Here is a 19,477-nt window from a genome sequence, read left to right as displayed (position 1 = left end):
TACTTCGGAGCAGACGCGAGTCAGAGCTGCGGTCAGAGTGGTCTTACCGTGGTCAACGTGGCCGATAGTGCCGACGTTAACGTGGGGAAGGGAACGATCAAATTTTTCTTTAGCCACGACAGTGAACCTCTTGCCTAAAGGGGATTAGCCTTGTTTTTTAACGAGTGCTTCGACGATGTTCGACGGAGCTTCGGCGTATTTGGAGAATTCCATGGAGTAGCTTGCGCGACCCTGAGACATGGAACGAACGTCGGTCGCGTAACCGAACATCTCTCCGAGCGGAACTTCAGCGCGGACGACGCGGCCGGAGACCGATTCATCCATACCCTGTACCAGACCACGACGACGGTTCAGGTCACCCATCACGTCACCCAGGTAGTCTTCCGGGGTTACAACTTCGACTTTCATGATCGGCTCGAGAACCACGCCACCGCCCTTCTGGGCCAGTTGCTTGGTTGCCATCGAAGCAGCGATTTTGAACGCCATTTCGTTGGAGTCGACGTCGTGGTACGAACCGTCGAATACCGTGGCCTTGAGGCCGATCAGAGGATAACCGGCAACAACGCCGTTTTTCATCTGCTCTTCGATACCCTTCTGGATCGGGGCAATGAATTCCTTCGGAATTACACCACCCACGACTTCGTTCTTGAATTCCAGACCTTCGGTGATGTTGCCCTTCGCGTCAACTTCCGGCTCCGAGAAACGGATCCAGCAGTGACCGAACTGACCACGACCACCCGACTGACGAACGAATTTGCCTTCGATCTCAACGTTGGACTTGGTGATCTTCTCGCGGTACGAAACCTGCGGCTTGCCGATGTTGGCTTCGACGTTGAATTCGCGCTTCATGCGGTCAACGAGGATGTCCAGGTGCAGCTCACCCATACCGGAGATGATGGTCTGGCCAGTCTCTTCGTCGGTCTTGACGCGGAACGACGGGTCTTCCTGGGCCAGCTTGCCCAGTGCGATGCCCATCTTCTCCTGGTCAGCCTTGGTTTTTGGCTCTACGGAGAGCGAAATAACCGGCTCAGGGAAGTCCATACGCTCGAGAATGATTGGCTTGTCGGCGTTGCACAGGGTTTCGCCCGTGGTCACGTCTTTCATGCCGATCAGAGCCGCGATGTCACCAGCGCGAACTTCTTTGATCTCTTCACGCTGGTTGGCGTGCATCTGCACCATACGGCCAACGCGCTCTTTCTTGCCTTTGACCGAGTTGATGACCGAGTCACCGGAGGTCAGAACGCCCGAGTAAACGCGAACGAAGGTCAGCGTACCCACGAACGGGTCAGTCGCGATCTTGAACGCCAGGGCCGAGAACGGCTCGTCGTCGTCAGCGTGACGCTCGTCCTTGCGGACAGCCGGGTCTTCTTTGTCCAGGTCCTTGTCGTCCGGGTTGATACCCTGAATTGCAGGGATCTCGGTCGGAGCAGGCAGGAACTCGATGACGGCGTCGAGAACCAGGGGAACACCCTTGTTCTTGAACGACGAACCGCAGACAGCCGGAACGATTTCGCTGGCCAGGGTGCGCGCGCGCAGGCCTGCCTTGATCTCTTCGACGGTCAGCTCACCTTCTTCAAGGTACTTGTTCATCAGTTCTTCGTTGGCTTCGGCGGCGGCTTCAACCATGTTGTTGCGCCACTCTTCAGCCAGCTCCAGCATATCGGCAGGAATCTCTTCCTCGCGATAGGTGGTGCCTTTGTCGTCTTCGTTCCAGTAGATAGCCTTCATCTTGATCAGGTCGACCTGACCCTGGAAGTTATCTTCCGAACCGATAGCCAGCTGGATCGGAACCGGGGTGTGACCCAGGCGGTTCTTGATCTGGCCTACGACGCGCAGGAAGTTGGCACCGGCACGGTCCATCTTGTTCACGTAGACGATACGTGGAACACCGTATTTGTTGGCCTGACGCCATACGGTTTCGGACTGCGGCTCAACGCCGGAGGTACCGCAGAACACGACGACCGCGCCGTCGAGTACGCGCAGCGAACGTTCTACTTCAATGGTGAAGTCAACGTGGCCGGGGGTATCGATGACGTTAACGCGGTAGTTGTCATACTGACCAACAGAACCTTTCCAGAAGGTGGTAACGGCAGCGGAGGTAATGGTAATACCCCGCTCCTGCTCCTGCACCATCCAGTCGGTGGTCGCGGCGCCGTCGTGCACCTCGCCCATTTTGTGGCTCAAACCTGTGTAGAACAGGATCCGCTCGGTAGTGGTAGTTTTGCCCGCGTCAACGTGGGCGCAAATACCAATGTTGCGGTAGCGGTTAATTGCTGTAGTACGAGCCATAAAGCCCTCGCAAAATGATTGATGCTTGAATTAGAAGCGGTAGTGCGAGAACGCTTTGTTGGCCTCGGCCATACGGTGCACGTCTTCACGCTTCTTGACTGCAGCACCCTTGCCTTCAGCAGCATCCAGCAGCTCGCCGGCCAGGCGCAGAGCCATCGACTTCTCGCCGCGCTTGCGGGCGTAGTCTACGAGCCAGCGCATTGCCAGAGCGTTACGACGGGAGGGACGAACTTCAACCGGAACCTGGTAAGTAGCACCGCCGACACGACGGGACTTAACTTCGACCAGCGGAGCGATGGCGTCGAGAGCTTTCTCGAAGATTTCCAGGGGGTCGCTGTTCTTGCGCGCTTTGACAGTATCCAGGGCACCGTAAACGATGCGCTCGGCTACGGCCTTCTTGCCGCTTTCCATCACGTGGTTCATGAACTTGGCGAGAATCTGCGATCCGTACTTAGGATCGTCGAGAATCTCACGTTTTGCTGCTACACGACGTCTTGGCATGATAAGCCCTCAAACGGTCTTCAGGTTAGCCCGGGACGTGGGTCTGCGACCCCTGCCCGACCTTACTCTTATCGACTCAAAAAAATGGATGTCTGCAAACGGCCGATTACTTCGGACGCTTGGTACCGTACTTCGAACGACCCTGGTTACGGCCTTTAACGCCTGAAGTATCCAGAGAGCCGCGAACGGTGTGGTAACGAACACCTGGCAAGTCTTTTACACGGCCGCCACGGATCAGGACGACGCTGTGCTCTTGCAGGTTGTGGCCTTCACCACCGATGTACGAGGAAACCTCGAAACCGTTGGTCAGACGCACACGGCATACTTTACGCAGTGCCGAGTTAGGTTTTTTCGGCGTGGTGGTGTACACACGGGTGCACACGCCACGACGTTGCGGGCAGTTCTGCAGCGCAGGAACGTCGGACTTTTCGACCGAACGCTTACGCGGCTGACGTACCAGCTGGTTGATAGTTGCCATCTACTAGCTCCACTGATTGTCTTGCGACGCTATTGTCTTGCAAGAAAGCCAAAAATTGGCGAGACGGAGCCTCACCAAATTTAAGGGTACAAAAGTCTAAAGAGGATCTTGCACCCAGTCAAGACGAAGCCCCGGCCCTCCTCGCCCGATCATCGGCAACATTTCATGTCAGCGATGATCGTTCGAGGCTGCCGGGGCCCTGCCCTGTACTCAGTTACCGCTGGAGTTCAGTGCTTCGGTCAGTGCGGCTTCCACCTCACTGGCGCTCACACGCAGCGGCTTGTCTGCTTCACGGCGACGCTTGCGCTCGCTGTGGTAGGCCAGACCGGTACCGGCCGGGATCAGACGACCCACGACCACGTTCTCTTTCAGGCCGCGCAGGTAATCGCGCTTGCCGGTTACCGCCGCTTCGGTCAGCACGCGGGTGGTTTCCTGGAAGGAAGCCGCGGAGATGAACGACTCGGTCGACAGCGACGCCTTGGTGATACCCAGCAGCACACGGGTGAACTTGGAGACGAACTTGTCGTCACCAGCCAGGCGCTCGTTCTCTACCAGCACCTGAGTCAGTTCCATCTGGTCGCCCTTGATGAAGCTGGAATCGCCCGATTCGGAGATCTCGACCTTGCGCAGCATCTGACGCAGGATGGTCTCGATGTGCTTGTCGTTGATCTTCACGCCCTGCAGACGGTAAACGTCCTGGATCTCGTTGACGATGTACTTCGCCAACGCGCTCACACCCAGCAGACGCAGGATGTCGTGCGGATCGCTCGGGCCGTCGGAGATGACTTCGCCGCGGTTTACCTGTTCGCCTTCGAAGACGTTCAGGTGGCGCCACTTCGGAATCAGCTCTTCGTACGGATCGCTGCCGTCGGTCGGGGTAATGACCAAGCGACGCTTGCCCTTGGTCTCTTTACCGAACGCGATGGTGCCGCTGACTTCAGCCAGAATCGAGGCTTCTTTCGGACGGCGCGCTTCGAACAGGTCGGCAACGCGCGGCAGACCACCGGTGATGTCACGGGTCTTGGACGTTTCTTGCGGGATACGCGCAATAACATCACCCACACCGATCTGCGCACCGTCAGCAACACCCACCAAGGCGTTGGCAGGCAGGAAGTACTGCGCCGGTACGTCAGTACCTGGCAGGTACAGATCCTTGCCGTTGGCATCGACCATCTTGATCGCCGGACGGATTTCCTTGCCAGCGGCAGGGCGATCCTTGACGTCCAGGACTTCGATGTTGGTCAGGCCGGTCAGCTCGTCGGTCTGGCGCTTGATGGTGATGTTTTCTTCCATGCCCACGAAGGTCACGGTACCTTTCAGCTCGGTCACGATCGGGTGGGTGTGCGGGTCCCACTTGGCGACGATTGCGCCAGCTTCGACCTTGTCACCTTCCTTGACCGAAATTACGGCACCGTAAGGCAGCTTGTAACGCTCACGCTCACGGCCGAACTCATCGGCAATCGCCAGTTCGCCCGAACGGGATACGGCAACCAGGTTACCGTCAGCGCGCTCGACCTGCTTCAGGTTGTGCAGACGAACCATACCGCCGTTCTTCACTTGGACGCTGTCGGCAGCCGAGGTACGGCTTGCAGCACCACCGATGTGGAACGTACGCATGGTCAGCTGGGTACCCGGCTCACCGATCGACTGTGCAGCGATAACGCCGACAGCTTCACCGATGTTCACCTGGTGACCGCGAGCCAGGTCACGGCCGTAGCACTTGGCGCAGATGCCGTAGCGGGTTTCGCAGTTGATCGGCGAACGCACGATCACTTCGTCGATGCTGTTCAGCTCGATGAACTCGACCCATTGCTCGTCGACCAGCGTACCGGCCGGCACGATTACATCCTCGGTGCCTGGCTTGAACACGTCACGGGCAATGACACGGCCCAGTACACGCTCACCCAGCGGCTCTACAACGTCGCCACCTTCGATGTGCGGCGTCATCACCAAGCCTTGGTCGGTACCGCAATCGATCTCGGTTACCACCAGGTCCTGCGCAACGTCTACCAGACGACGGGTCAGGTAACCCGAGTTCGCGGTCTTCAGTGCGGTATCCGCCAGACCTTTACGAGCACCGTGCGTCGAGATGAAGTACTGAAGTACGCTCAGGCCTTCACGGAAGTTCGCGGTGATTGGCGTCTCGATGATGGAGCCGTCAGGCTTGGCCATCAGGCCACGCATACCGGCCAGCTGACGGATCTGGGCAGCGGAACCCCGCGCACCGGAGTCAGCCATCATGTACATGGAGTTGAAGGACTCCTGATCGACTTCGTTGCCCTCACGGTCGATGACCTTCTCTTTCGAGAGGTTGGCCATCATCGCCTTGGACACTTCGTCGTTCGCCTTGGACCACAAGTCGATGACCTTGTTGTACTTCTCGCCCTGGGTTACCAGGCCGGACGCATACTGGCTCTCGATCTCTTTCACTTCATCGGTAGCGTTACCGATGATGCGGGCTTTCTCATCCGGGATGACGAAGTCGTTCACACCGATGGAAACACCGGAGATGGTCGAATAAGCGAAACCGGTATACATCAGCTGGTCAGCGAAGATAACGGTCTCTTTCAGACCCACCACGCGGTAGCACTGGTTGATCAGCTTGGAGATCGCCTTTTTCTTCATCGGCTGGTTGACCACGTCGTACGGCAGGCCTGCCGGAACAACCTGGAACAACAGCGCACGGCCGACGGTGGTATCGACGATACGGGTATTCTTGGTCACGCTGCCATCGCGGTCTTTCACGGTTTCGTTGATACGAACCTTGATTTTCGCGTGCAGGGCGGCTTCGCCGGCGCGGAATACGCGGTCGACTTCCTGCAGGTCGGCAAATACGCGACCTTCGCCCTTGGCGTTGATGGCTTCACGGGTCATGTAGTACAGACCCAGTACAACGTCCTGCGACGGAACGATGATTGGCTCACCGTTGGCTGGCGACAGAATGTTGTTGGTCGACATCATCAGCGCGCGCGCTTCGAGCTGGGCTTCCAGGGTCAGCGGCACGTGAACGGCCATCTGGTCACCGTCGAAGTCGGCGTTGTACGCCGCACACACCAGCGGGTGCAGCTGAATGGCCTTGCCTTCGATCAGAACCGGCTCGAACGCCTGAATACCCAGACGGTGCAGGGTGGGTGCACGGTTGAGCAGTACGGGGTGTTCGCGGATGACCTCGGCGAGTACGTCCCAAACCTCGGGCAGCTCGCGCTCGACCATCTTCTTGGCAGCCTTGATGGTGGTCGCCAGGCCGCGCATTTCGAGCTTGCCGAAAATGAACGGCTTGAACAGCTCGAGGGCCATCTTCTTCGGCAGACCGCACTGGTGCAGACGCAGGGTCGGGCCTACGGTAATTACCGAACGGCCAGAGTAGTCCACGCGCTTGCCGAGCAAGTTCTGACGGAAGCGACCTTGCTTACCTTTGATCATGTCAGCCAGGGACTTCAGCGGACGCTTGTTCGAGCCAGTAATGGCGCGACCGCGACGGCCGTTGTCCAGCAGGGCGTCGACCGCTTCCTGCAGCATGCGCTTTTCGTTGCGCACGATGATGTCCGGTGCCGACAGATCCAGCAGGCGCTTCAGACGGTTGTTACGGTTGATCACCCGACGATACAGGTCGTTCAGGTCGGAGGTCGCGAAGCGGCCGCCATCCAGCGGTACCAGCGGACGCAGGTCCGGCGGCAATACTGGCAGGACGGTCAGAACCATCCACTCAGGCAGGTTGCCCGAGCCCTGGAAAGCTTCCATCAGCTTCAGGCGCTTGGACAGCTTCTTGATCTTGGTTTCCGAGTTGGTCTGCGGAATTTCTTCACGCAGGCGGCCAATCTCGTGCTCCAGGTCGATCGCGTGCAGCAGCTCGCGGACAGCCTCGGCACCCATGCGGGCGTCGAAGTCGTCACCGAACTCTTCCAGCGCTTCGAAGTATTGCTCGTCGTTCAGCAGCTGACCCTTTTCAAGGGTGGTCATGCCCGGGTCGATAACGACGTAGCTCTCGAAGTAGAGAACGCGCTCGATATCACGCAGGGTCATGTCCATCAGCAGGCCGATACGGGACGGCAGCGACTTCAGGAACCAGATGTGGGCAACCGGCGAGGCCAGTTCGATGTGCGCCATGCGCTCACGACGAACCTTGGCCAGGGCAACTTCAACGCCGCACTTCTCGCAGATGACGCCGCGGTGCTTGAGGCGCTTGTACTTGCCGCACAGGCACTCGTAGTCCTTGACTGGGCCAAAGATCTTGGCGCAGAACAGGCCGTCACGCTCGGGTTTGAACGTACGGTAGTTGATGGTTTCCGGCTTCTTAACTTCACCGAACGACCACGAACGGATCATTTCAGGCGACGCCAGACCGATGCGGATGGCGTCGAACTCTTCGACTTGACCCTGGTTTTTCAGCAGATTCAGTAGGTCTTTCAAGGCCTTTCCTCCTGGCGGAGCAGGGAGCGGGCATTACCTGCCCCACTCCCCTTCGCGTCACGTGTTATTCGGTTTCCAGATCGATATCGATACCGAGCGAACGGATCTCTTTGATCAACACGTTGAAGGACTCGGGCATGCCCGGCTCCATACGGTGATCGCCATCCACGATGTTCTTGTACATCTTGGTACGGCCGTTCACGTCGTCCGACTTCACTGTGAGCATTTCTTGCAGGGTGTATGCCGCGCCGTATGCTTCCAGCGCCCACACTTCCATCTCCCCGAAACGCTGACCACCGAACTGCGCCTTACCACCCAGCGGCTGCTGGGTAACCAGGCTGTAGGAACCAGTGGAACGCGCGTGCATCTTGTCGTCCACCAAGTGGTTCAGCTTAAGCATGTACATGTAACCAACGGTCACAGGACGCTCGAACTTGTTGCCGGTACGGCCATCGAACAGCACCATCTGGCCGCTCTCTGGCAGGTCGGCCAGTTTCAGCATGGCCTTGATCTCGCGCTCTTTGGCACCATCGAAGACCGGGGTAGCCATTGGCACACCCTTCTTCAGGTTATGGGCCAGGGCCAGGATCTCTTCGTCAGTGAACTCGTCGAGGTTTTCCTGACGACCACCGATCTCGTTATAGACCTCGGTCAGGAACACGCGCAGCTCTGCAGCCTTGCGTTGCTCTTCGATCATGCGGTCGATCTTCTCGCCCAGGCCTTTGGCTGCGAGGCCCAGGTGGGTTTCAAGGATCTGACCGACGTTCATACGCGAAGGTACGCCCAGCGGGTTGAGCACGACGTCTACCGGCGTACCGTTGGCATCGTGAGGCATGTCTTCAACCGGCATGATAACCGAGACAACACCTTTGTTACCGTGACGGCCCGCCATCTTGTCACCCGGCTGGATGCGACGGCGGATAGCCAGGTAGACCTTGACGATCTTCAGTACGCCCGGTGCCAGGTCATCGCCCTGCTGCAGCTTGCGCTTCTTGTCTTCGAACTTGTCGTCCAGCAGACGGCGACGGTCGACGATGTACTGCTGAGCCTTTTCCAGCTGCTCGTTCAGTGCATCCTCAGCCATGCGCAGTTTGAACCACTGGCCGTGCTCCAGGCCGTCCAGCACCTCGTCGGAAACCACGGTGCCTTTCTTCAGGCCCGCACCACCGTCGACCACCTGGCCGTTCAGAGCAGAGCGCAGACGTTCGAAGGTAGCGCCTTCAACGATGCGGAACTCTTCGTTGAGGTCCTTGCGGATCTCGTCCAGCTGCATCTTCTCGATGGCCAGGGCGCGGCTGTCGCGCTCGACGCCATCGCGGGTGAAGACCTGTACGTCGATGACAGTACCCTTGGTGCCGGTTGGCACGCGCAGGGAGGTGTCCTTAACGTCGCTGGCCTTCTCACCGAAGATTGCGCGCAGGAGTTTTTCTTCCGGCGTCAGCTGGGTTTCGCCTTTTGGCGTTACCTTGCCGACCAGGATGTCACCGGCGCCGACTTCAGCACCCACGTAGACAATACCGGCTTCGTCCAGTTTGTTCAGTGCAGCTTCACCCACGTTCGGGATGTCCGCAGTGATTTCTTCTGGGCCAAGCTTGGTGTCACGGGCCACACAGGTCAGTTCCTGAATGTGGATGGTGGTGAAGCGATCTTCCTGGACTACACGCTCGGACAGGCAGATGGAGTCTTCGAAGTTGAAGCCGTTCCACGCCATGAACGCGATGCGCATGTTCTGGCCCAGTGCCAGTTCACCCATGTCGGTGGACGGGCCGTCAGCCATGATGTCGCCGCGCTGAACCTTGTCACCCTTGCTCACCAGCGGACGCTGGTTGATGCAGGTGTTCTGGTTCGAACGGGTGTACTTGGTCAGGTTGTAGATATCTACACCTGCTTCGCCGGTTTCCACTTCGTCATCGGCCACGCGAACCACGACACGGCTGGCGTCGACCGAGTCGATCACACCACCACGGCGAGCAACCACGCAGACACCGGAGTCACGGGCAACGTTGCGCTCCATGCCAGTACCTACCAGCGGCTTGTCAGCGCGCAGTGTCGGTACAGCCTGACGCTGCATGTTCGAGCCCATCAACGCACGGTTGGCGTCGTCGTGCTCGAGGAACGGAATCAGCGACGCTGCGACAGAAACAACCTGCTTCGGCGAAACGTCCATCAGGGTGACGTCTTCCGGCGCCTTGACGGTGAATTCGTTCAGGTGACGGACCGCTACCAGTTCGTCGATCAGCTGCTTCTTGTCGTTCATCGCGGCCGAAGCCTGGGCGATCACGTGATCAGCCTCTTCGATGGCGGACAGGAACACGATGTCGTCGCTGACCACCCCTTCCTTCACCACGCGATACGGGCTTTCGAGGAAGCCGTACTGGTTGGTGCGGGCATAGGCTGCCAGGGAGTTGATCAGACCGATGTTCGGACCTTCAGGGGTCTCGATCGGGCACACGCGGCCGTAGTGGGTCGGGTGTACGTCACGGACTTCGAAGCCGGCACGCTCACGGGTCAGACCGCCCGGGCCAAGTGCAGAGACACGGCGCTTGTGGGTGATCTCGGACAGCGGGTTGTTCTGGTCCATGAACTGCGAGAGCTGGCTGGAGCCGAAGAACTCTTTCACCGCCGCCGCAACTGGCTTGGCGTTGATCAGGTCCTGCGGCATCAAGCCTTCGCTTTCGGCCATCGACAGACGTTCCTTGACCGCGCGCTCTACACGCACCAGGCCTACACGGAACTGGTTCTCGGCCATCTCGCCGACGCAACGTACACGACGGTTACCCAGGTGGTCGATGTCGTCGACGATACCTTTGCCGTTACGGATATCAACCAGGGTCTTCAGAACCTCGACGATGTCTTCCTTGCTCAGCACACCCGAACCTTCGATTTCGGTGCGACCGATACGACGGTTGAACTTCATGCGACCTACAGCGGACAGGTCGTAGCGCTCGGCGCTGAAGAACAGGTTGTTGAACAGGGTCTCGGCAGCATCCTTGGTCGGCGGCTCGCCGGGACGCATCATGCGGTAGATCTCGACCAGCGCTTCCAGCTGGTTGCTGGTGGTGTCGATCTTCAGCGTGTCGGAGATGAACGGACCACAGTCGATGTCGTTGGTGTACAGGGTCTCGATACGGACGACCTGTGCCTTCGCGACCTTGATCAGCAGATCGGTGGTCAACTCGGTGTTGCATTCGGCCAGGATTTCGCCGGTAGCCGGGTGCACAATGGCCTTGGCGGTGGTGCGGCCCAGGACGTATTCCATAGGAACGTCCAGCTGCTTCACGCCAGCCTTTTCGATCTGGTTGATGTGGCGCGCAGTGATACGGCGGCCTTGCTCAACGATGACCTTGCCGCTTTCGTCATGGATGTCCATGACCGCGACTTCACCACGCAGACGCTGCGGCACCAGTTCCAGGCTGAGTTTCTCGCCGGAAATGTGGAACACGTTGGTGGTGTAGAAGGTATTGAGCACTTCTTCAGTGCTGTAACCCAGCGCACGCAACAGCACCGAGGCCGGCAGTTTGCGGCGACGGTCGATACGCACGAATACGCAGTCCTTCGGGTCGAACTCGAAGTCCAGCCAGGAACCGCGGTAAGGGATGATGCGAGCGGAGTACAGCAGCTTGCCCGAGCTGTGAGTCTTGCCACGGTCGTGGTCGAAGAACACACCAGGCGAACGGTGCAGCTGGGAAACGATCACACGCTCGGTACCGTTGATTACAAAGGTACCGTTCTCAGTCATCAGGGGGATTTCACCCATGTAGACTTCTTGCTCTTTGATGTCCTTGATCGCTTTGTTCGACGATTCCTTGTCGAAGATGATCAGGCGCACCTTGACCCGCAGTGGGACCGCGAAGGTCACGCCACGCAGGACACATTCCTTCACATCGAAGGCGGGTTCGCCCAGGCGATAGCCTACGTACTCCAAGGCAGCATTGCCGGAGTAGCTGATGATCGGGAATACCGATTTGAAGGCCGCGTGCAGGCCGACGTCGCGGAAGTTATCCTTGGATGCTCCCGCTTGCAGGAATTCGCGATACGAATCCAGCTGGATGGCCAGGAGGTAAGGCACATCCATAACGTCCGGCAACTTGCTAAAGTCCTTGCGGATACGTTTTTTCTCAGTGTATGAGTAAGCCATCAGCGTTCCCCAGCTTGGTCACCTGCTTGTTTGGCTTCTCCCGGCGGGAGCAGCCAGAAAATCGTGCAAACCCCTTGGTTTGCGCCACCCACATGGGTGTTTTGCAGCTCGTTATCGGGGCCGGCTTGGCCGGCCGCCAATAACGGAAAAAGGCCGGTGGCGCAAGCCACCAGCCATCAGCCCTTTGCTCAACGCTCGGACTGGAGTCGCAAAGTCGAGATTACTTCAGCTCGACTTTAGCGCCTGCTTCTTCCAGCTTCTTCTTAGCGTCTTCAGCGGCTTCTTTCGAAACGCCTTCAGCTACAACCTGAGGAGCGCCATCGACTTTCTCTTTGGCTTCTTTCAGGCCCAGACCGGTCAGTTCGCGAACGGCTTTGATCACGTTCACTTTCTTGTCGCCGGCTTCAACCAGAACAACGTTGAACTCGGTCTGCTCTTCAACAACGGCAGCAGCAGCAGCTGGGCCAGCGGCGGCAACAGCAGCGGTAACACCGAAGGTTTCTTCCATCGCTTTGATCAGCTCAACAACTTCCAGAACGGTTTTCTGGCCGATGGCTTCGATGATTTGCTCGTTAGTCAGGGACATGACTTAAATCCTGTATTGGGGTGACAGCCTACGCAGCCATCAAATTAAACGAATGATTTTGAAAGAGTCGCGCGTGCCTTAGGCAGCGGTAGCTTCTTTCTGGTCGCGAATGGCTGCCAGAGTACGAGCCAGCTTGCTGGTAGCGCCTTGGATCACGCTCATCAGTTTCGCAATAGCTTCGTCGCGGGTCGGCAGGGTAGCCAACACGTCGATCTGGTTCGCTGCAATGAAATTGCCGTCAAACGCAGCTGCCTTGATCTCGAACTTGTCCTGACCCTTGGCGAACTCTTTGAACAGACGAGCAGCAGCGCCCGGGTGTTCGTTGGAGAAAGCAATCAGGGTCGGGCCTTTGAACACGTCGTTGAGGATCGAATATTCGGTGCCTTCAACAGCGCGCTTGAGCAGGGTGTTACGTACGACACGTACGTAGACGCCAGCTTCGCGGGCCTCTTTACGGAGTCCGGTCATTGCGCTTACAGTCACACCACGGGCATCGGCCACGACAGCGGACAGAGCGACTTTGGCAGCCTCGTTGACTTCAGCGACGATGGCCTTCTTGTCTTCGAGTTTAATTGCCACGGGTTTACTCCTGGTTTTTACCGTTTCATCTGGCCGAAGCCGGATGTCGTTTTGGTGTCTGATTCGGTAACGAATCGGGAGCACCATCTGCGTGGGCTGGTGTTTTAAGGCTTGCGCCACCTACGGTCTTGGATAGCCCCCGCCAGGCAGGGACCCCAATTTTTGCTGGCGGTGCGACAGGTCGCACCGCCATGTTCTTACACGTCCAGCGAGCTCTGATCGATGACCAGACCTGGGCCCATGGTGGTGCTCAGGGTAACGCGCTTGACGTAGATACCTTTCGAGGAAGCTGGCTTGATACGCTTCAGATCAGCGATCAGAGCTTCAACGTTTTCCTTCAGCTTGCCAGCTTCAAAGCCGATCTTGCCAACGGAGGTATGGATGATACCGTTTTTGTCGGTACGATAGCGAACCTGACCAGCCTTGGCGTTTTTCACGGCAGTGGCTACGTCTGGGGTTACGGTACCGACTTTGGGGTTAGGCATCAGGCCGCGAGGACCCAGAACCTGACCCAGCTGACCTACAACGCGCATGGCATCTGGCGATGCGATAACGACGTCATAGTTCAGGTCGCCGCCTTTCATTTCGGCAGCCAGGTCGTCCATACCTACGCGGTCAGCGCCGGCAGCCAGAGCGGCCTCAGCAGCTGGACCCTGGGTGAAGACGGCAACGCGAACGGTCTTGCCAGTGCCGTGCGGCAGCACGGTAGCGCTACGTACGACCTGGTCGGATTTACGCGGGTCAACACCGAGGTTAACAGCGATGTCGTAGGACTCTACGAACTTGGCAGCCGGCAGCGAAGCCAGCAGAGTGGCCGCTTCTTCGAAGTTGTAGGCCTTGCCTGCTTCGATTTTCTCGGCGATTGCCTTTTGACGCTTGGTCAGCTTAGCCATTACACACCCTCCACGTTCAGGCCCATGCTGCGGGCAGAGCCAGCGATGGTGCGTACAGCAGCGTCCAGGTCAGCAGAAGTCAGATCGGCCTGCTTGGTCTTGGCGATCTCTTCCAGCTGAGCACGGGTCACGGTACCGACTTTAACGGTGTTCGGGCGAGCCGAACCACTGGTCAGGCCAGCAGCTTTCTTCAGCAGAACCGAGGCAGGGGTGCTCTTGGTCTCGAAGGTGAAGCTACGGTCGCTGTAGACAGTGATGATCACAGGCGTCGGCAGGCCGGCTTCTTGACCCTGGGTACGGGCGTTGAAGGCCTTGCAGAATTCCATGATGTTCACACCGTGTTGACCCAGTGCTGGACCAACGGGTGGGCTTGGGTTGGCCTGGCCGGCCTTAACTTGCAGCTTGATGTAAGCCTGAATCTTCTTAGCCATGAGCTACTCCAAAATCGGGTACGAACGCCTGATGGCTCCCCGGATGACTTGCGTTTTATCCCAGTGACGACAAAACCCCGCAGCACACAGGGCTGCGGGGTATGGGATGCTTCGTCCGCCTAGACCTTTTCGACCTGACTGAACTCGAGCTCCACAGGCGTGGAGCGACCGAAAATGAGCACTGCAACCTGCAGACGGCTCTTTTCGTAGTTAACCTCTTCGACACTGCCGTTGAAGTCTGCGAACGGACCATCAACAACACGAACCACTTCACCTGGCTCGAACAGCGTCTTCGGCTTGGGCTTATCACTGCCGTCGGCAACGCGACGCAGGATGGCCTCAGCCTCTTTATCGGTGATAGGCGCAGGCTTGTCTGCAGTACCACCAATGAAACCCATTACACGAGGGGTGTCCTTGACCAAGTGCCAAGTCCCTTCGTTCATCTCCATCTGGACCAGTACATAGCCAGGGAAGAATTTGCGCTCACTCTTGCGCTTCTGGCCGTTGCGCATTTCGACGACTTCTTCGGTCGGAACCAGGATCTCGCCGAAACCGTCTTCCATGCCAGCCAGCTTGACACGCTCAACCAGGGAGCGCATCACATGCTTCTCGTAACCCGAGTAAGCATGAACAACATACCAACGCTTAGCCACGGGACACCTTTAGCCAACGATCAAGGAGACCGCCCAACCGAGCAGGGAATCGAGCCCCCACAACAGCAGTGCCATAACCAGCACGACAGCCACGACAATCAACGTGGTCTGGGTGGTTTCCTGGCGGGTCGGCCATACGACTTTACGAATCTCGGCACGTGCTTCCTTTGCCAGCGCGAAGAACGACTTACCCTTAACTGTTTGCAAGGCCACGAAGCCTGCAGCAGCAGCAAGAACAAGAAGCGCGAGGACACGGTACAGGATTGGCGCTGCAGAGTAATACTGATTACCCACCACACCAACTACCACCAAAGCCACTACAGCCAGCCACTTGAACAGATCAAAACGCGATTCTTGGGCTTCAGTTTTGGGGGTCATCGAGGAGGATCCTGTAATAAGAAAGCCATCACACCGAGGTGAAATGGCAGGTCAGGAGGGAATCGAACCCCCAACCTACGGTTTTGGAGACCGTCGCTCTGCCAATTGAGCTACTGACCTGTAACGCTGTATCAGGCCGGCTATTATACCGGCCTAATCAAGTAAATCAACTACTTATTCAATGATTTTCGCTACGACACCGGCGCCGACGGTACGACCGCCTTCACGGATAGCGAAGCGCAGACCGTCTTCCATTGCGATGGTTTTGATCAGGGTAACAGTCATCTGAATGTTGTCACCTGGCATTACCATTTCAACGCCTTCCGGCAGTTCGCAGTTACCGGTCACGTCAGTGGTACGGAAGTAGAACTGAGGACGGTAGCCTTTGAAGAACGGCGTGTGACGGCCGCCTTCTTCCTTCGACAGGACGTAGACTTCTGCGGTGAACTTGGTGTGCGGCTTGACCGAACCTGGCCTGACCAGAACCTGGCCACGCTCAACGTCGTCACGCTTGGTACCACGCAGCAGAACGCCGCAGTTCTCGCCAGCACGGCCTTCGTCCAGCAGCTTGCGGAACATCTCAACACCGGTGCAGGTGGTGGTGGTGGTGTCACGCAGACCAACGATTTCCAGCGGATCCTGAACGCGGACGATACCACGCTCGATACGGCCAGTTACAACGGTACCACGGCCCGAGATCGAGAATACGTCTTCGATCGGCATCAGGAATGGCTGGTCGATGGCACGAACGGGCTCAGGAATGTAGCTGTCCAGAGTCTCTACCAGCTTCTTGACAGCGGTAGTGCCCATTTCGTTGTCGTCTTTGCCTTCCAGCGCCATACGAGCCGAACCGATGATGATCGGGGTGTCGTCGCCTGGGAAGTCGTAGGTGGACAGCAGGTCGCGAACTTCCATCTCGACCAGTTCCAGCAGCTCAGCGTCGTCTACCAGGTCAGCCTTGTTCAGGAAGACCACGATGTACGGAACGCCAACCTGACGGGACAGCAGGATGTGCTCACGGGTTTGTGGCATCGGACCATCGGCGGCCGAGCAAACCAGGATCGCGCCGTCCATCTGGGCAGCACCGGTGATCATGTTCTTCACGTAGTCAGCGTGACCTGGGCAGTCAACGTGAGCGTAGTGACGAATGGTCGAGTTGTACTCAACGTGAGCGGTGTTGATGGTGATACCGCGCGCTTTTTCTTCTGGAGCCGAGTCGATCTTGTCGAACTCAACGACTGCCGAACCGAAGACTTCGGAGCAGACGCGAGTCAGAGCTGCGGTCAGAGTGGTCTTACCGTGGTCAACGTGGCCGATAGTGCCGACGTTAACGTGGGGAAGGGAACGATCAAACTTTTCCTTAGCCATCGATACAATCCTCCGCAGAAGAAATAGTCTTGCGCTGATAAAACAAAGGCAGATATTTTCATATCTGCCTTGTTTATATGGAGCTCTTGAGCGGACTTGAACCGCTGACCTCACCCTTACCAAGGGTGTGCTCTACCAACTGAGCTACAAGAGCGAAACACGTTGTGCAAAATCCAGCAAACTTGGAGCGGGTAGCGGGAATCGAACCCGCATCATCAGCTTGGAAGGCTGAGGTTCTACCACTAAACTATACCCGCGGAGCTTGCGGCTCTCGCTAAAACTGGTGGAGGGAGAAGGATTCGAACCTTCGAAGCTCTCGCAACGGATTTACAGTCCGTCCCCTTTGGCCGCTCGGGAATCCCTCCAGATGTGGCCGGCATTCTATTTCCATGCCGCCTCAGTGTCAAGCGATTTTTCAAATTTTTTCAATCAAATCTGAAACTTAGCTACTTTGACACCGCTTCCAGTTCTGCCACCTGAGTGGTGTTCCCTGCGAAGCGGGCGCCATTCTATCAAGCTATTCACCAGTTGCAATACCCTGGCAGAAAATAATTTTATGTTTTAAGTCTTTGAAATCATTGGAAAGAGCCGCCAGGGCTGCTGTGTCCAGTAAACGCTCGCTGTCGGGCTCCACCTTCAGCCAGCGCCCTTCCGCACCTGGCAGCTGTGCAACCACCGGAAGCGTTGCTATGTCCAGGCTCGTCAACCTTTGCCGCAGAGCATCGATCTGCTCCTGGCCCATGGCGCCACCCACAATCAGGCACTCGTCGCGACGCCTGGGGGATGCCGCCACACCCGCCTCGCGCACCAGGCGTATTTCCTGCTGGCTGCCTTTATACAAAGACAGAGGCGCAACCTCTTTTACCCTCAACGGCGCGCCTTGCTGATGCCACACGTAATAAAAGGCATTGAGTACCAGCAATAGCAAAAATAACCAGCGCATAGGGCACCTCAGTTCAATGGGCAGGCCATCGCCAAACCGACGAAGACCAGATCAGGCACCACCCGAGCCTGTGGGAGCGTATCCCTCAGCAACGGCGCATCACCGCCCGTAAGGAAGACCGTAAAGTCACCTCCCCAAAGGGCATGCGCCTGCTCGATCTGCGTCTGTGCAAAGCCCTGCAGCATCAGCACGCAGCCACGTTCTACCGCCTCAACCGTGGACCGGCCCGGCAACAAGGTGGCCAATGCGCGCTCAGCGGAGGCATCATCGTAACGGATGCGCCGTGTATGGGTGCGCAGCTGCCCACGCATCAAAGGCATACCAGGGCAAATGTAGCCGCCGAGATGCTCACCGTCTGCGGCCACATAATCCGCTTTTGCTGCTGTGCCCAGGTCTATTACCAGGCACGCGCCACGTGCAAGGTGGTAGGCGCCCAGGGCAGCCAGCCAGCGATCCATACCCAAGCGCTGGTAGTCGTCATAGCCATTTCGCACACCGGCCATTTCCCGGGCAGAACGCGCTACATGCGACTGCACTGAAAACACCTGTGCAATCAGTGTGCACAGAGCTTCGGTCTCTTCTTCACTTCTGACGCTGACAATTCGGCAGCCTGTCAATTGCACCGCAGGCAGGGCAACCACCCCATCCACAAGCGCCTGGTCAGACTCAACGATTCCACCTGCGACAATCATGGCATCCAGGCTATGGATCACCCGCCACTTGATGAAGCTATTGCCGCAATCGAGTTCAAGAATCATCACGTAACCTCAAACTCAGCTCACCGCCACTGAAGCTTTTCTCAACGCCGTCCACAACAAGGCGCAAACCGCCTTGCCCATCGACGCCCAGTACCAAGCCGTCAATACGCGTGGTGCCTGCTATCAGTGACACGTTACGCCCTTGCCACAGATGCGCCTGCTCCCATTCCTCTTGAAACGCTGCAAAGCCATAGCGGCGATGACGGGCAAGTTCGTGCTGCAATTGTTGACTGAGCGAGGCGACCAGGTGGTTGCGATCAATCACCGCCCCCACCTCACGGCGCATGGATGTCCATTGCTGATCTACCTGCGCGTTGACCTGCATGTTTACATTGATGCCGATACCCAGCACCACATGACAAACATCGGCAGGGTCGCCTACCAGCTCGAGGAGGATGCCGGTGATCTTCTGGCCATTGACCAGAACGTCGTTAGGCCACTTCAGGCCTACAGCATTCACGCCAAATGCTTGCAGGGTGCGCATAACGGCCAAGCCAACAACCAGGCTCAAGCCCTCAAGCTGGCGCATACCGCCGTCTACTCGCAAGACCAGGCTGTAGTAAAGGTTCTCGGCGAAGGGGCTGACCCACTCTCGGCCACGCCGCCCACGGCCAGCACTCTGGCGCTCCGCCAACACCACGAAAGGCGCCTGCTGCCCTTGTGCTGCCAGGCGCAAACCCTCTGCATTTGTAGAGTCGATGGATTCATGAATGAAGACGGGCCACGGGTCTTGTGTGGCAAAGCCGGCTATAGCCTTTGCGTCGAGCATTGCCAAGGGCGCAGCTAACTGGTAGCCACGGCCACGGACCTTGTGAATGGTGAGGTTAAGTTCGCTCTCAAGGTGTTGCAGTTGTTTCCATACCGCACTGCGACTCACCCCGAGGGCTGCCCCAAGAGCTTCTCCGGAATGGAATCGGCCATCCTTGAGGAGGTTCAACAACTTCAGCATGCCAGTCTCAACGTTGGATAAGGCAGGCATGATAGCCATGGGTCGTGGGCTTGCATAGGAAAAGGGGCGTTCCAGTGATGCCCTGCCCTCAGCGGGACAAGGGCTGCCGCAAGCTCTGTGCGA

General features: G+C 57.7%; 16 protein-coding genes and 4 tRNA genes. All 20 read right to left on the bottom strand.

Translation table 11 applies throughout. From position 1 onward, the window contains the following. Nucleotides 1-117, bottom strand: a 117-nt coding sequence (locus PPA02S_RS22915; RefSeq protein WP_145193580.1) for a GTP-binding protein, incomplete at its 3' end; no start/stop codon positions are given. A gap of 27 nt (nucleotides 118-144) precedes the next feature. Beyond that, nucleotides 145-2,289, bottom strand: coding sequence for an elongation factor G (fusA, locus tag PPA02S_RS22075; protein ID WP_028633702.1), 2,145 nt, complete (start codon nucleotides 2,287-2,289; stop codon nucleotides 145-147). Nucleotides 2,290-2,319: 30 nt separating this feature from the next. Then, nucleotides 2,320-2,790 (bottom strand): 30S ribosomal protein S7, encoded by a 471-nt coding sequence (gene rpsG, locus PPA02S_RS22070; RefSeq protein ID WP_003246741.1) that lies wholly within the window; start codon nucleotides 2,788-2,790, stop codon nucleotides 2,320-2,322. A gap of 106 nt (nucleotides 2,791-2,896) precedes the next feature. Further along, nucleotides 2,897-3,268, bottom strand: coding sequence for a 30S ribosomal protein S12 (gene rpsL / locus PPA02S_RS22065; protein WP_003255492.1), 372 nt, complete (start codon nucleotides 3,266-3,268; stop codon nucleotides 2,897-2,899). 210 nt (nucleotides 3,269-3,478) lie between these two features. Next, nucleotides 3,479-7,678 carry a DNA-directed RNA polymerase subunit beta' gene (rpoC, locus tag PPA02S_RS22060; protein ID WP_028633701.1) on the bottom strand — a complete coding sequence of 1,400 codons (4,200 nt, stop codon included), beginning with the start codon at nucleotides 7,676-7,678 and terminating at the stop codon, nucleotides 3,479-3,481. 64 nt (nucleotides 7,679-7,742) lie between these two features. After that, nucleotides 7,743-11,816 carry a DNA-directed RNA polymerase subunit beta gene (rpoB, locus tag PPA02S_RS22055; RefSeq protein WP_028633700.1) on the bottom strand — a complete coding sequence of 1,358 codons (4,074 nt, stop codon included), beginning with the start codon at nucleotides 11,814-11,816 and terminating at the stop codon, nucleotides 7,743-7,745. 220 nt (nucleotides 11,817-12,036) lie between these two features. Next, entirely contained in the window at nucleotides 12,037-12,402 is a 366-nt protein-coding gene (gene rplL, locus PPA02S_RS22050; protein WP_003255496.1) for a 50S ribosomal protein L7/L12, read from the bottom strand. Between the two features lie 78 nt (nucleotides 12,403-12,480). Further along, entirely contained in the window at nucleotides 12,481-12,981 is a 501-nt protein-coding gene (gene rplJ, locus PPA02S_RS22045) for a 50S ribosomal protein L10 (RefSeq protein WP_028633699.1), read from the bottom strand. A 197-nt stretch (nucleotides 12,982-13,178) separates the two neighbouring features. Beyond that, nucleotides 13,179-13,874, bottom strand: a complete 696-nt coding sequence (gene rplA, locus PPA02S_RS22040; protein ID WP_027915749.1) for a 50S ribosomal protein L1 — start codon at nucleotides 13,872-13,874, stop codon at nucleotides 13,179-13,181. Continuing rightward, complete coding sequence (gene rplK / locus PPA02S_RS22035) at nucleotides 13,874-14,305, bottom strand: 50S ribosomal protein L11 (protein WP_028633698.1); 432 nt, start codon at nucleotides 14,303-14,305, stop codon at nucleotides 13,874-13,876. Before rplK ends, rplA begins: the two co-directional genes overlap by 1 nt. Nucleotides 14,306-14,424: 119 nt before the next feature. Continuing rightward, the gene (nusG, locus tag PPA02S_RS22030) at nucleotides 14,425-14,958 is read right to left on the bottom strand and encodes a transcription termination/antitermination protein NusG (RefSeq protein WP_028633697.1); all 534 of its coding nucleotides are present in this window, start codon (nucleotides 14,956-14,958) and stop codon (nucleotides 14,425-14,427) included. Between the two features lie 9 nt (nucleotides 14,959-14,967). Continuing rightward, nucleotides 14,968-15,336 carry a preprotein translocase subunit SecE gene (gene secE, locus PPA02S_RS22025; RefSeq protein ID WP_028633696.1) on the bottom strand — a complete coding sequence of 123 codons (369 nt, stop codon included), beginning with the start codon at nucleotides 15,334-15,336 and terminating at the stop codon, nucleotides 14,968-14,970. Between the two features lie 44 nt (nucleotides 15,337-15,380). After that, a tRNA-Trp gene (locus PPA02S_RS22020) sits at nucleotides 15,381-15,456 on the bottom strand. Nucleotides 15,457-15,510: 54 nt separating this feature from the next. After that, on the bottom strand, nucleotides 15,511-16,704 hold the full coding sequence (gene tuf, locus PPA02S_RS22015) for an elongation factor Tu (protein WP_028633081.1): 1,194 nt from the start codon (nucleotides 16,702-16,704) through the stop codon (nucleotides 15,511-15,513). 78 nt (nucleotides 16,705-16,782) lie between these two features. Next, a tRNA-Thr gene (locus PPA02S_RS22010) sits at nucleotides 16,783-16,858 on the bottom strand. A gap of 29 nt (nucleotides 16,859-16,887) precedes the next feature. Further along, nucleotides 16,888-16,961, bottom strand: a tRNA-Gly gene (locus PPA02S_RS22005). 24 nt (nucleotides 16,962-16,985) lie between these two features. Beyond that, nucleotides 16,986-17,069: transfer RNA gene (locus PPA02S_RS22000), tRNA-Tyr, on the bottom strand. A 152-nt stretch (nucleotides 17,070-17,221) separates the two neighbouring features. Further along, the gene (locus tag PPA02S_RS21995; RefSeq protein WP_028633082.1) at nucleotides 17,222-17,647 is read right to left on the bottom strand and encodes a hypothetical protein; all 426 of its coding nucleotides are present in this window, start codon (nucleotides 17,645-17,647) and stop codon (nucleotides 17,222-17,224) included. An 8-nt stretch (nucleotides 17,648-17,655) separates the two neighbouring features. Beyond that, entirely contained in the window at nucleotides 17,656-18,405 is a 750-nt protein-coding gene (locus PPA02S_RS21990; RefSeq protein WP_028633083.1) for a pantothenate kinase, read from the bottom strand. Further along, a complete protein-coding gene (gene birA / locus PPA02S_RS21985) occupies nucleotides 18,395-19,354 on the bottom strand; it encodes a bifunctional biotin--[acetyl-CoA-carboxylase] ligase/biotin operon repressor BirA (RefSeq protein WP_028633084.1) in 960 nt (319 codons plus the stop codon). The genes PPA02S_RS21990 and birA overlap by 11 nt, the downstream gene beginning before the upstream one ends. Nucleotides 19,355-19,477 lie beyond the last annotated feature (123 nt).

Source organism: Pseudomonas parafulva NBRC 16636 = DSM 17004 (genome assembly GCF_000730645.1).
GTDB lineage: Bacteria > Pseudomonadota > Gammaproteobacteria > Pseudomonadales > Pseudomonadaceae > Aquipseudomonas > Aquipseudomonas parafulva.
This window is presented reverse-complemented; position numbering and strand designations above follow the sequence as displayed.